The 12,911-nt window shown below is 47.7% G+C and carries 10 protein-coding genes; 1 reads left to right on the top strand and 9 read right to left on the bottom strand.

What is annotated here, in order from left to right; all coding sequences use genetic code 11:
- Nucleotides 1-5 precede the first annotated feature (5 nt).
- Nucleotides 6-383: a DUF3244 domain-containing protein gene (locus ASG33_RS12730; protein ID WP_056286498.1), complete on the bottom strand. Its 378-nt coding sequence runs from the start codon at nt 381-383 to the stop codon at nt 6-8.
- Nucleotides 384-542: 159 nt separating this feature from the next.
- Between ASG33_RS12730 and ASG33_RS12725 the strand changes: the two genes are divergently transcribed.
- Nucleotides 543-1,343 carry a glycoside hydrolase family 25 protein gene (locus tag ASG33_RS12725; protein ID WP_082489201.1) on the top strand — a complete coding sequence of 267 codons (801 nt, stop codon included), beginning with the start codon at nt 543-545 and terminating at the stop codon, nt 1,341-1,343.
- Between the two features lie 125 nt (nt 1,344-1,468).
- On the opposite strand, the gene ASG33_RS12720 is transcribed toward ASG33_RS12725, so the two are convergent.
- The 8 genes from ASG33_RS12720 to ASG33_RS12685 form a co-directional block, all read right to left on the bottom strand.
- Nucleotides 1,469-2,527: an agmatine/peptidylarginine deiminase gene (locus tag ASG33_RS12720; RefSeq protein WP_056285356.1), complete on the bottom strand. Its 1,059-nt coding sequence runs from the start codon at nt 2,525-2,527 to the stop codon at nt 1,469-1,471.
- Between the two features lie 82 nt (nt 2,528-2,609).
- Nucleotides 2,610-3,191 (bottom strand): Hint domain-containing protein, encoded by a 582-nt coding sequence (locus ASG33_RS12715; protein WP_056285354.1) that lies wholly within the window; start codon nt 3,189-3,191, stop codon nt 2,610-2,612.
- Nucleotides 3,188-4,282 carry a hypothetical protein gene (locus ASG33_RS12710; protein WP_056285352.1) on the bottom strand — a complete coding sequence of 365 codons (1,095 nt, stop codon included), beginning with the start codon at nt 4,280-4,282 and terminating at the stop codon, nt 3,188-3,190. Before ASG33_RS12710 ends, ASG33_RS12715 begins: the two co-directional genes overlap by 4 nt.
- Before the next feature lie 338 nt (nt 4,283-4,620).
- On the bottom strand, nt 4,621-5,811 hold the full coding sequence (locus ASG33_RS12705) for a histidinol-phosphate transaminase (RefSeq protein ID WP_056285349.1): 1,191 nt from the start codon (nt 5,809-5,811) through the stop codon (nt 4,621-4,623).
- A gap of 123 nt (nt 5,812-5,934) precedes the next feature.
- Nucleotides 5,935-6,507, bottom strand: a complete 573-nt coding sequence (locus tag ASG33_RS12700; RefSeq protein WP_056285346.1) for a hypothetical protein — start codon at nt 6,505-6,507, stop codon at nt 5,935-5,937.
- A gap of 35 nt (nt 6,508-6,542) precedes the next feature.
- Nucleotides 6,543-8,021, bottom strand: a complete 1,479-nt coding sequence (locus ASG33_RS12695; protein WP_056285344.1) for a SusD/RagB family nutrient-binding outer membrane lipoprotein — start codon at nt 8,019-8,021, stop codon at nt 6,543-6,545.
- Nucleotides 8,022-8,058: 37 nt separating this feature from the next.
- On the bottom strand, nt 8,059-11,214 hold the full coding sequence (locus ASG33_RS12690) for a SusC/RagA family TonB-linked outer membrane protein (RefSeq protein WP_056285341.1): 3,156 nt from the start codon (nt 11,212-11,214) through the stop codon (nt 8,059-8,061).
- 761 nt (nt 11,215-11,975) lie between these two features.
- A complete protein-coding gene (locus ASG33_RS12685) occupies nt 11,976-12,884 on the bottom strand; it encodes a carbon-nitrogen hydrolase (protein WP_056285338.1) in 909 nt (302 codons plus the stop codon).
- Nucleotides 12,885-12,911: the final 27 nt, after the last annotated feature.

The following is a 12,911-nucleotide window of genomic DNA, read 5'->3' as shown; positions in this document are numbered from 1 at the left end:
CCACCTTATTTAATGGCAAGTGCACGTTCGGCTGGTTGTTCCGACAATTGGAAGTGGCGGGTCACTTTTCCATCTTTTCCGCATACATCAATGGTATATTCTCCATTTGGCAAATCTTCAACATTCAGGGCTTTTCTGAATTTCGAAACGTTTTTGCCGACTACCTCTCTGTAAATCACAGTACCTTTTTGATCAGTCACAAGAATCACCGCATTATGATCTGTGTATTTATCCAGGTTGATATGGATCTTTCCGGATTTTGAAGCAAAAATGCCGGTACCAAAAGTTGCTTTCTTGGTTTCTTTGTCGTCGGCAAAAGTATTTGAAACGAATACTACAGTGAAAGCTACTGCGAAGGCGATTGTTTTAAGTAAGTTTTTCATGGCTAACAGATGTTTAAAGGTTCTTCTCTTGTTGTCCCTGATGGACATAACAAAGATAGGTGACAACAGGTACTATGTATTGCAAAGTACATGAATGGTTACTGGCGAAAATGAATGGTCGGAAGCGGGTAATACTGAACTTTCGTATTTTTACACGGTATGGCAAAAAGGAAAGTTAAGACTGCGGTCAGTAAAACAAATTACCTCAAACCACTTCCGCCGAAAGGTTGGGCGATCATTGCCGGAGTGGCTTTACTGATCATCGGGATCATTTGGTGGCGCGATAGCAAGGATGAAAACCAATGGGAGTTTGTCAGCAAGTTTGGTATACGCTTACCGATGCGTTACGCAATTCATGGCATCGATGTATCGCATCATAATGCCAGGATCAACTGGGACAAGCTCAAAGCTACCCGATCGGGCGAAGTGGGGATTGATTTTGTGTATATCAAAGCCACAGAAGGCGCGACGCATCTCGACCGACAATTTAAACGCAACTGGACAGAAGCAAGGCGCGTGGGAATGAAGCGCGGGGCTTACCATTTTTACAATCCCCGTGTTATGTCCGACCGGCAGGTACAAAACTTTATCGGGCAGGTGCTGATGGAACCCGGCGACTTACCTCCTGTGCTCGACCTGGAAACGCATGCAGGCCGCCCGGACGATATCATCATAAAAGGCGTACAAAACTGGTTGACACAAATTGAAGCGCATTATGGCGTGCGTCCGATCATTTACGTCAACGAGCATTTTTACAAAAAATATATTGCTGGCAACTTTGACGATTATCCGCTGTGGCTGGCAGGCTATTCACGCACCGACATCGGCGACCTCTCACGCGACGCGCAGGTGCTGTTCTGGCAACACAGCGAAAAAGGCTGGGCCGACGGGATCAGGGGTTTTGTGGATTACAATGTATTCCTGCACGAGGGCGAGGATTGGGAAGCGCTGGGGGAGTGATTACCCCTAAATCCCCTGAGAGGGGACTTTTTCTGTCATGCAGCAAAGTAAGCCCCTATAAGGGGTTTGGGGTAAAAGGAGATAAATGCCGCCACAAGGCAAGGTAGAACCTGCCAACAACAACTTCAAACCATCGGCTCCTGCTGGCTTAGGCAATGGAAGCTTCCTTGTCCCCAGATGATCTCTGTCGCGAGCAGGGGAATAATTTTCCGGCCGGCGAATGCTTTTTCCAGCATATCAATTGCTACATCATCATTTGGATTATTGAAAACAGGAACGATCACACCTGCATTGCAGATCAGGAAATTGGCATAAGAACCTGGCGTGCGGAACCCGTCTATTACTACGGCTTTCGGCATGGGGAGCTCGATGATATTCAGTTGTTTTCCATTTACCAGGCGCATGTTTTTGAGCATACCCAGGTTCGTTTGCAGAATTTCAAAATTCTCGTCGCTGCGATTAGGCTCTACACATGCCACCACGGTATCTTCATTGATAAAGCGCGTTGTATCGTCAATGTGGCCGTCGGTATCGTCACCTACAATGCCGCCTTCTACCCAAAGAACCTGTTCTACACCGTAGTAATCGCAAAGCTTCTGTTCGATCTGTGCCTGGCTTAAATGCGGGTTCCGGTTGGTATTTAAAAGGCACGAGCGGCTTGTCAACACACTTCCTGCGCCATTAAACTCCACCGCGCCCCCTTCCATGATAATGCCGGGATTTACAAGCGGTAAGTTCAGGTACTGTGCAACTGCGGCCGGGGTTCTGTTATCGTCGTCGTAAGGCGGATACTTGCCTCCCCACGCATTGTGGCCCCAGTCTACGATCATTTTCTGCTTCGTTTCCGGGTTGATGACGAAAGAAGGACCGTGATCGCGGCACCAGGCATCATTGGTAGGTTTAACAATAAATTCAATTTTGTTCAAATCAACACCGGTACGTTCGAGCTCGGCAGTGATGAATGCTTTCAGATTTTCATCATTTGCAATAATCCCTACATTTTCACCTGCACTGATCGCCTTTATAAAAGCAAGATATTGCGGACGCATTTGCGCCAGCTTGTCGCCTTGCCACGAAGCTTCATTATGCGGGAATGTGAGCCAGGTAGCGCGGTGCGGGTGCCACTCTGCAGGGAAAATGAAACCTGATTCTTTCGGGGTTGACGAAGTATGAAACGCTGACACGGTAATGCGATTGAATTTGATTGAACCGCAAATGTCGGAAAGGTTTGGGGTTATGACAAGAAGTGAGGGAGGCTAACAGCTCCTAATTGTTCGCTACCATCACATTCTCTACCAGGTAAGTCCCGTCGACAGTTTCCAGGTGATAGGCCTTGTTTACTTTACGCGCATTCTCTTTTACGGCGCCCACTTTCCAGGATGAAACAAGGTCGGTAGCAGGTTCATAATGATAAAGAATGTCGTTTTTCGACAGTTTGCGCATTCTTTTCTTACCATTTTTGGTCTGAACGCGGTGATCTGGCGTGGCTTCAAGCAGGAGGGCAGGTACGATCTTCTGGTCAATGTAACCGAGTTCTTCGGCAGGGCGAAGATAAATCGCGGTAAGTGCCGAGTAAGGTTCTGTAAATACGTTAATCTGCTTTACCTGGGTGGTTGTGCTTTTGCCGTCTTTGCAGGTTTTAACGTGTTCGCCGATTTTCACATCAGCGATCGGCTTTACACTTCCATCGGCCATCGTGACCGGCGCGCTGCCTGAAAAGTACTGGTACCGCTTCTTTTTCTTGGCAACCTTAATAGTTGCTTCCGATTGAATGCGCTCGTTGGTTGTTTGGGCAAAAAGATGGGCCGAGGCAAACAGCAGGATTGAAATGCTAAGTATCCGTTTCATGCTTTTGACACTTTAACAAAAACCTTACTCACTGCGTTGGGTATTGCGCCCAGTCCGATCAGGATCAATCCGGCAGAAATAAGCGTGGTGTTATGGGTAAAGAATGTGCCCGAGGAAAGGATTGCGAGGATCAGGATTGTGGAAAAAGGCAGTGAGAATGCGAGCAGCAGTACTGCGAGTTCAAGATCAAATGTGCGTTTTTCTTTGGGTAAACCCTTGGCATCTTCTTTCAGGTTGAATGCAGAAATATGCGCCAGCGGCCAAAAGCTTGCCGCGCTCAATGGGATCACGATAGCGAGCAATATCATCGCATAATCATTTATATTGAGCACATAAATCATCCCTGCGCTGATCAGCATGGTAATGCCCGCGCGAAAGAACAAAATGCTTGCTACGATCCGCTTTTTGCCTTCTTTTAACTGAACCGCCAATCCGATAAACAGCAGCACCAGCGGTGTCATCATCGCACTGGTTTTGTCAAAAAGATCGGTAACCAGGGAAGGAAGGGTATTGTAGTTGATGCCCAGACTAAGCAGAATGATTGCCAAAAAAATAAGCAGATTGATCGGTTCCTGGAACATACTCGCAAACAGGCTTTTGAGCTTTCCGCCCACTTTCGTTTCCTTGTCGTCGCTGTTTTTCAGAAACATATTCATCGCAAGAATATAGAGTGATATCAGTACGAAAAATTTGTTTCCCACATCTGCCAGTGCGGCGATTGCCAAACTTTTTTCACCTAAAAACTCCGCAATAAACGGAAAGCAGGAGAGGCCCGGCGCAAGCGATGGGATCAGCATCATTAATGTCCGCCCGGTCGGACTATTTTTCTCCACACCAAAAAGCGCAAAAGCCAGCGGCGCGGAGAAGAACATCAGGAAATTGAAAACCAATGTCACCAGCGGAATGATGATCATGGAGGAGTCTATGTCGATCTTCATCAGCGAGATGAAGATGGTGGATGGCAATGCAACCGAAAGGATAATTTCTTTGATCCCATTGGTCTGGTCCTTGTTTTTGAACTTACTTTTCAGGAGCAGGCCAAGTGCAATCAGCAATAAGAGTGTTATGGTTTTTTGCAATGCATCACTCATAATCAAGAAGAATTTGAATGGTAAAGTCGGTGATAACGAGATTAAAGAGGGTAGTTACTTCCGGGTACGTGATAATGGGAGTGTGCTTTGACCGCCCGGTCCGCTCAGTGTGACGCTTCGACTGCGCTCAGCGTGACAAAATTGTCGACTGTTGATTGTCAGCCTGAGCGCAGTCGAAGGTGCTACGAAGAATGCACTTCGCAAAAGCACTTCGACTGCGCTCAGTGTGACAAGGGCGGGTTGTATGCACTTCGACCGCCGGGCAGTCGAAGACACGTACCTTCGAGCGCCTACCGCCTTGTCAAACTGAGCGGACCAGGCCGCTGGGCGGTCGAAGTTTAGCTCAACTGGTTCAGCGCCCCTACAAACGCTTTCATTTCATCCATTGTACCGAGACTCACGCGGCACCATGGTTTGTTCTGGATATCGAATGCGCGGACTGCGACGCCTTTTGCATTCAGTTTCGTTAACAGCTCTTTTCCGGGGATCGTAACCGGGAACAATACGAAGTTGGTGTAGGAAGGAATGTATTTGTATCCCATTTTATCCAGGTTTTCGTAGAGGTACAGTTTTGCTTCGTGGTTGAGCTTGCGCGTATTGCCCTGGAAATCCTTGTCGTCGAGACTGGCAGAAGCAGCGAAGATCGAAGTGTACGAAATTCCCATTCCGCCGCGGGTGATCTTGTTGATGCTTTCCAGATAAGACGGAAGTGCCACCATATAACCCACGCGAATACCTGCCATTCCCATAATTTTGGAGAAAGTACGGGCCACGATCACATTTTTCTTTTGAGTAAGCAGGGATACCATGCTTTGCGTGTCTGCACCTACTGCCAGCTCAATGTAAGCTTCGTCTACAAATACAGGTACTTTTTCGGATACGCGTGAACAGAAATCAAGCAGGTCCTGACCTTTCGTGATCGCGCCGGTGGGGTTGTTTGGGTTGCAAACGTACACCAGCTTGGTTTCGCTGTCGATTGCTGCTTCCATTGCTTTCAGGTCGTGTGACCAGTCTGCTGTACAAGGAACCGGCTTCCAGGTTGCGCCTACTGACTTAGCCACCTGTACAAGCGACATATAGCAGGGGTCAGCCGAAACGATGTTTCCTTTTCCATTCATGAATGTAACCAGCGCCACTTTTTCCAAAAGGTCCGACGAGCCCGGTCCCATCATAATGTGGTCCGCAGATACGCCTTCTTTCTTGGCAATTTTATCTACCAGGTCGTACATTTCTTTCCATGCATAACGGTTACCGTTTTTCACAGAATCCGCAACAGCCTTTTGTGCTGACATCGGCGGCCCGTAAGGGTTTTCGTTTGCATTCAGTTTTGCTACGATCTTCGGTGCTTTGAAATCAGCTGGTAAAAAATGTTCTCTTACCATTGGGCTTCGGTAAATGCGGTTTTCCGGATCCAAAGACAATGGTGAGTTAGCAAAAGCTCCCATGCTCAGATGCGGAGCCAGGGTCATACCTCCGATTGCCATTAAACCGGATTTAAGTAGATTCCGACGGTCCATTTTGTGGTTCATTGTTCAACAGTTTAGTAAGATTCGTGACGATAAGTATATTGTAATTTAATAAAAATTCAAGTGAATGTGATTGCGATAACTAAATAATGCAGATCAAACCTTCGTATAATTCGAATATTGCAGTTAATTCTTTGTTACAGCCATTTGTGAGGTTCTGGTGAATGCGATCCCCTTATGGGTACCTGTCCAGCTTAGCTTGATAATGTCATCTTTCCGCTGGATCCTGTTCCCGGTAAGTCCCAAAGCTTTGTAGGTGGTCTTTAATGTAACCACTCCATTTGCGTCAGATGTAACCTCGCCCAAAACGCCGGCCGCCTTAAATGTTTCGGCGGTAAAGTTGTAGGTGACACCCTTGTAATCGACTTTGCCCGGTTTGACAGTTTTAGTAAGGTCGAAAGAAACCTTCATCGCAATGTTCGGCACCGGAATGGAATCAATCCCTTTGGTGTGGTCCAGGATGTTCGTTTTGTCAAGTTCGAGGAGGCGGGAAGTCAGTACCAGTTCCTGCATGGAACTGTCGTAAGCTACCGAGGGAGTACTTGCAAGCGGCGCTCCAAACGGTGCACCTACTATATCCACCAGCACCGGCGCTACATTCCTGTCGAGGAAGGGGTCTTCTTCCTTACAAGAGGTAAGTCCTAATGCGGCAGTAACAAGCAGACAAAGTCCGGGGAGAAAAGTCTTGATATTGTTCATGATTTCTGATGTCTTGAATGGATAAAATCGGCTGTCTATTTCTCGGCCCACCAAAGTTTTGTTTTCATATCATCGGCGCCTCCATTTAGATTTACACCATCGGATACCGACTTCTGGTTCAGAGAGTATTCGGAAGCAGGATAGTTGAAGCGGGTTGGCAGAACACCGTTATTGTTTAATACCGCTCTCGGGTCTGGCGCAGGGAATACCGGCAAGCCCGTTCTCCGCCATTCAATCCAGGCCTCTACGCCCTGCCCGAACAATGAAATCCATTTTTGTTCAAGTATCTTTTCTTTGCTGGCCGCACCTGCTTTGGCAAAATAGCCGGCAGGAGGAGTAAGTCCGTATTGTGCAAATGAAGCTGTGATCCCTTCTTCGTAAAGCGTCTGCGCATTGGCTGTGATATCACCGTCAACCGCCGCTTCTGCAAGGATAAACTTCAATTCTGCCAGCGTCATAATCACCTCAGGCGCAGCTGCGTCAGTGAAAGCCTTGCCGATGGTTGCACTCGTAGACAGGTAGTTAGTCGCGATCGCATCCGGTAACCCATTTGGGTGGCCCTGGTAAATGCCATCTTTATTCGGGTTGGCGTAAACGGTAATGCGCGTGTCGCCCAGCTCGTTCATCTTATCGGCCAGCGTTTTGCTGATGTTCCAGTCGGTACGACCGCCCTGAATCAGGATCTGGTTCCATTCATTGTTGCTTGGAAGTACCGTGGTGCATTTCAGCGAAGCATTGTCTGCATTGCTCATAAACAGGGGATACTTGGTCGCATCTGCCAGGATTTCAGCCATAATCGCCTTTGATTCGGCCGGTTTCTTAACTGCCTGGCGATTGGCCAGACGCAGCCTGAGCGAGTTGGCAAACTTCTTCCATTTCAGAATGTCGCCACCGTACAGGATATCACCTGCAATGGCCGGCCCGCCTACTACCAGCTTTTCGTTCGCCATTTTCAGGTCGTTCAGCAAACCTGCATATACAGCTTCCATTGAATCATACTTCGGTGTATAAATCGGCTCAGTTGCTGTTCCTTTGATCGCGTCGCTGTAAGGGATTGCACCGTACATATCCGTGAGCAATGAAAAAACCCAGCTGCGCATCACCAGCGCTACACCTTCGTAGTTGCTGTTCGGAGTAGCTGATTCTGCGTTGGTTTGTGTGATAATGCGCTGGAAATTCAGCAAACCATCGTTGAAGAAGCCTTTCCAGTTATTGGAGAGCAGGGCAGGAGAAACCGTGTAATCGTCGCCTTCGTTACTGTAAATGTTACGGGTCAAATGTTGCACATACAGCTCGGCAGCATCAATGTTGATCCGTTCAAACCGTTCTCTGTGTCCCCAGTAGCGGTCAATGGAAGTTTCAATGCCTTGGGGAAGCAGGTATTGTGGCCCAATCGCCGTGGGGCTGTTGGGACTGGTATTCATTTCGTCAAAATCCTTGGTGCAGCTGGTCGCCGTAAGAATCCCCGCGAGGGCTGTCATCCAGATATTTCTATGAGTCAGTATGTTTTTCATTTCAAAAATCTTTAATGTCCCTGAATAGCTTGCTGGATCAAAACGAGAGTGAAAGGTTGGCGCCTATGCTGCGTGAGCTTGGCAATTCACCGTAACCAAAACCTTGTCCGTTGGCACCTTTTGCGTCAATTTCCGGATCGATGTGCGGCGTATTCTTGAATATCATCCACACGTTACGTCCTACCACCGATAATTTAGCCGACTGGATTTTTACTTTTTTCAGGATCGAAGCGCTGAAAGTGTAGCCCAGAGACAATTCGCGAAGCTTTACATAGCTGGCATCGAAAATGGCCGATTCGTGGTAGTTACGAGGGTTGCTGTATCCGTAAAGCTGATTTGCAGTTACGATCACGTCATTTGGAACATACGATTTGGAACCATCGGCAGCAGTTAGTTCACGTACACCTTTGCCAATCACACCTTCTTCGCGGCCCAATGCAGTTTCAGCATACTGACCAGTCCAGCGCGCGGTGCCAGTACCTTCGTCATAAATATCACCACCCATACGTACATCCACCAATGCGCTCAGCGAGAAGCCTTTGAAGTTCAATGTGTTCTGCATACCGCCAATCCAGTCAGGCTGGATGTTGCCAAGTCTCTGGCCGCCAGCAGTGATCGGCAGCCCGTTTGCACCGTACACCACCTGTCCATTGTATTTCTGGAAACCTACACCGTAGAAGGTGCCATAAGGCTGGCCCACCCGGGCCTCGGAAGACATACCGCGCTGGGTTGTGAGGGTATAAGTAGTAAGTCCTTCTGCAAGCTCCACCACCTTATTGCGGTTGCGGGCCCAGTTTAGCGAAACATCCCAGCTGAGCCCGTTCGGTAATTTCACCGGTGTGCCCGAAATGCTTATTTCTACTCCTTTGTTGGTGATTTTACCTGCATTCAGGATACGAGTATTGTACCCACTTGCTTTGGAAATCTCTACGCCCAGGATCTGGTCTCTCGTGGTCTGGTCGTAATAGGTAACATCAAGTCCGATTTTTCCTTTGAAAAAACGCAGGTCTGCACCCAGTTCCAGACCGGTCGTGATTTCAGGTTTTAGCGTGGAATTCGCGATCTCGATGTTCTCTGCAAACTTGGCAACCGATCCGTTCCAAGGACCTTTCGACTGGAACGTTTGTGCAAGCTGGTAAGGACTGGCGTCGTTACCTACCTGTGCATAGCTAGCGCGGATCTTGCCGAAAGAGAAAACATTTCCTTTTACATCCAGCAATTCGGTAATCACCGCACTTACAGAAGCAGAAGGGTAGAAGTAGGAGCGTGCATTGGAAGGCAATGTGCTCGACCAGTCGTTACGGGCAGTCAGGTCGAGGAACAATGCGTCTTTCCATGAGAAATTGGCAGTTCCAAACAAGCTTTGCGTTTCCGATTCCCTGATCTCGCTTTCAATGCTGTTCTGGCTGGCCACAGAGTTTCCTGCATTATAAAGTCCGTCCACCACCAGTTCGCCAACATAGAAGTAGTTTCTTTTGTAATAATTTTTACGCTGGATACCTCCAAACTGCACATTCATCCCAAAGTCAGATGTCAGGTCTTTGTTGAAAGTGAGCATAAAATCCGAGTTGGTTTCCTGGCTCCTGAGTACTTCCTCAGAGTAGCGGCCTGGCGTACGTACCCCATTCCTGACGCGCAGGAAGTTGGATACGTTGATCCGCGTATCATTCCAGTAATCTGTTCCGGTACGCACCAGAATGCTCAGCGAAGGAAGGATTTTATAGTTCAATGCGATATTGCCGAGCAGACGGTCCTTTTCATTGCCGGACGGCAGGTTTTTCTGGGAGAAATATGGGTTTGTAAAAAACGTGTGCTGCCAGTGAGGAGGATCGGTGTCTCCGGCGCGCTGGTTATGAACGTCGGTATAGCTTTCATAGTCACGCAGCTGATCCCACGAAACGTGGCGGTGCGACCAGATAAATTCCTGTCCGCCCGTGTAGCTGCGGTTGTCAGAGCCCGACTTAATGTACTCACCGGAAAGGGTTACGCTCAGGTTTTTTGTCAGATTGTAGCCGGAGTTGATACGGAAGTTATTCCGATGGAAATCATTGTAGTACATGATCCCTTTCTGATCCACGCGGCTTAGTCCCAGGCGAAAGTAGCCTTTGTCGTTCCCGCCATTCAATGCAATGCTGTTGGTGATGGTCTGGCCTGTTTGCCAGTATTCATCCCAGTTATTAGGCTGAGGAGTCAGTGGTGCAACATCGTCACCAGTCCACCACTGTCTCACCAGGCGTCCGTCCATCGGAGCTCCCCAGCTTTCGTCTGTACCTTCTGATCCCGCGAGTGGATATCTCGCGTCGTACACGGCACGGTATTGCGCTATTTGGTTGGCATCAGAGATAGTACCGCTCCAACCGTCATTGTACCAGGTGCGGTAGCCATTTCCGCCACCGTATGTATTTTGAAAATCAGGCTTGATCCACGGACGTTCAAATGTGATGTTGGAGTTAATATCAACACCCAATCCCTTAGTTCCCTGGCCCGTTTTCGTTGTAATCAAAATTACGCCGTTTGCTGCGCGCGATCCGTACAATGCAGCTGCATTAGGTCCTTTCAAAACAGACATTTCCTTAATGTTGTCGGGGTTTACTTCCGAAATCCCGCCGCCATAGGTTTTGTTGGCAGTTTGTTCCATAGGCACACCGTCGATAACGATCAGCGGCTGATTATTTCCTGAAACGGAAGAGGCGCCGCGTATCTGGATGGTGGAGCCGCTTCCCGGTCCGCCATTTGATTGAATCCTTACACCCGCGATTTTACCGGATAATGCATTGGCTACGTTGGTTGAGCGCGACTCGGTGAGTGCACTTCCTTTTACTTCCTGTACTGTATATCCCAGCGCCTTTTTCTCGCGCTCGATACCGAATGCGGTTACAACTACCTCGGATAATTGTCTGGTGTCAGATTCAAGTTTGATATCGAATTCGGTCTGGTTACCGATCGGCAGCTCCTTGATCAGAAAACCTACGTAGGAGATCACGAGTATTCCATCGCCAGGCACTGAAAAAGAGAATTTGCCGTCCGCATCTGCATTGGTACCCACATTGGTCCCTTTATAAATGACAGAAGCCCCGGCAAGTCCAAGGCCATCTTCGGCTGCCGTAATCTTTCCACTGACTTGCCTGACCTGGGCGAAAGCAAGCGGAGAGCAAAGGCATACCCATAACAATAAGAGCAGAGCTTTACGCATAGGAGTGTTAGGTTAAATGGTGAGTTGGTGTTCAGCAGGAGAAAAAAGTTATGGCTGTGTGGTGTCCACACTGCCGTGCGCCGCACACACTTTCGCGTGGACAGAACAACACAGCCATAAGCTTGCAACACTGCTTTTCCGGAAAGCAATACCCTCTTTAATCGAGGACAGGCAGGTAAGAATGCAAAGGAAAAAGCATAGTGCTACTCCTGGCAGTGTGCCTGTCCACGTTGTCCTGGGAAAATAAGTATTAAAAAAATTATATTATGTTGGTTGTGAACATCCCTGAAAAGATTACAGATAATCCCTTCGGTTCCTGGTATGTTCTTCTCTCAACAATCAGACATATTCATGTGCGGCTCGAATATGCCCTCGGCTTAGAAGTTCAGTCATTCGTTTAACGACTTCTCAAATATACTGACAATGTGAAAAGATGCAAGAGATTAGATTAAAAATGTCGACTTTTTTGCAATAAAAATTGGTCATTTAAAATCTATATAAAATCCTTTTGTAATAATCTGATAAAAAATTTCAATAAACCTGCTTTTGAGGATTATCTACCATTTTACTAGGTTATTTTTGTCTATAATACTTCCTAAATAGCTATTGTATAGATGTTTATAGGTTTAGAATTGAATTCTGTCTTGTGACAAATGGTTACTTTTAAGAAAATGCCGATTAAAAATGTTTTCGTAAGTCAGGGACAAAAAAATAAGGCTCCGGATAGAAGCCTTATTTGTATAAACCAGGAATAATTATATTTAAGCGTCAATGTACCTCTTTAATATCGGCCTGTACGAATCCACCCGTCGGTCGCGTAGGAATGGCCAGGTAGTACGGTAATGGTCGAGCTTTTGGAGATCAAGTTCCTGTACATGTGTAACTTCCTCTTCATGCGGCGCCAGGTATATCAATCTTCCATGCGGATTTGCGATGAATGAACCTCCCCAGAACTGCTGGTCTGCTTCGCGGCCGACGCGGTTCACCGACACTACGTAAACGCCATTTGCGACAGCGTGTCCGCGCTGGATAGTCTGCCAGGCTCCGTACTGTTCCTCATTCGTAGCCGGGTCGGTTTCGTTGGTATCCCAGCCGATTGCGGTAGGGTAGAAAAGGATTTCTGCGCCCATTAAACTTGTAATCCGCGCTGCTTCGGGGTACCATTGGTCCCAGCAGATCAGCACACCGATTTTCGCAAATTTTGTTTCAAAAATCCGGTAACCGTCTTTGTCACCTTGCTCCTGCGGATCGCCGGTAGGTGCATCTCCGGGTGTGAAATAGAACTTTTCGTAATAACCGGGATCATCGGGAATGTGCATTTTGCGGTATTTCCCCAGGTAAGCACCGTCTGCATCGAGTACGGCAGTCGTATTATGGTACAAGCCGTGAGCACGCTTCTCGAATAGTGATGCGATGATCACAACCCCCAGTTCTTTGGCAAGTGCACCGAGCTCTATGGTAGAAGGTCCGGGAATTGCCTCGGCTAATGCGAAATTTCCATGGTCCTCGACATCGCAGAAATAAAGGGATTTGAAAAGCTCCTGCAGGCAGATAATGTTAGCGCCTTTTGCGGCAGCCTCGCGGATTTTTACAGTTGCTTTCTGAAAATTGGCTTCAACATCAGCGGTACAGCTCATTTGTACCAAACCTATGTTTACTTTTTTTGTCATGAATCTGGGTTGGTGGATTTGCCTTTA

The organism is Dyadobacter sp. Leaf189 (assembly GCF_001424405.1).
Lineage (GTDB): Bacteria > Bacteroidota > Bacteroidia > Cytophagales > Spirosomataceae > Dyadobacter.
This window is presented reverse-complemented; position numbering and strand designations above follow the sequence as displayed.

What these genes read in the sequence shown, in the direction of transcription:
- ASG33_RS12730 (WP_056286498.1), bottom strand. Translation starts at nt 383, where the DNA reads ATGAAAAACTTACTTAAAACAATCGCCTTCGCAGTAGCTTTCACTGTA.
- ASG33_RS12725 (WP_082489201.1), top strand. Translation starts at nt 543, where the DNA reads ATGGCAAAAAGGAAAGTTAAGACTGCGGTCAGTAAAACAAATTACCTC.
- ASG33_RS12715 (WP_056285354.1), bottom strand. Translation starts at nt 3,191, where the DNA reads ATGAAACGGATACTTAGCATTTCAATCCTGCTGTTTGCCTCGGCCCAT.
- ASG33_RS12710 (WP_056285352.1), bottom strand. Translation starts at nt 4,282, where the DNA reads ATGAGTGATGCATTGCAAAAAACCATAACACTCTTATTGCTGATTGCA.
- ASG33_RS12705 (WP_056285349.1), bottom strand. Translation starts at nt 5,811, where the DNA reads ATGAACCACAAAATGGACCGTCGGAATCTACTTAAATCCGGTTTAATG.
- ASG33_RS12700 (WP_056285346.1), bottom strand. Translation starts at nt 6,507, where the DNA reads ATGAACAATATCAAGACTTTTCTCCCCGGACTTTGTCTGCTTGTTACT.
- ASG33_RS12695 (WP_056285344.1), bottom strand. Translation starts at nt 8,021, where the DNA reads ATGAAAAACATACTGACTCATAGAAATATCTGGATGACAGCCCTCGCG.
- ASG33_RS12690 (WP_056285341.1), bottom strand. Translation starts at nt 11,214, where the DNA reads ATGCGTAAAGCTCTGCTCTTATTGTTATGGGTATGCCTTTGCTCTCCG.
- ASG33_RS12685 (WP_056285338.1), bottom strand. Translation starts at nt 12,884, where the DNA reads ATGACAAAAAAAGTAAACATAGGTTTGGTACAAATGAGCTGTACCGCT.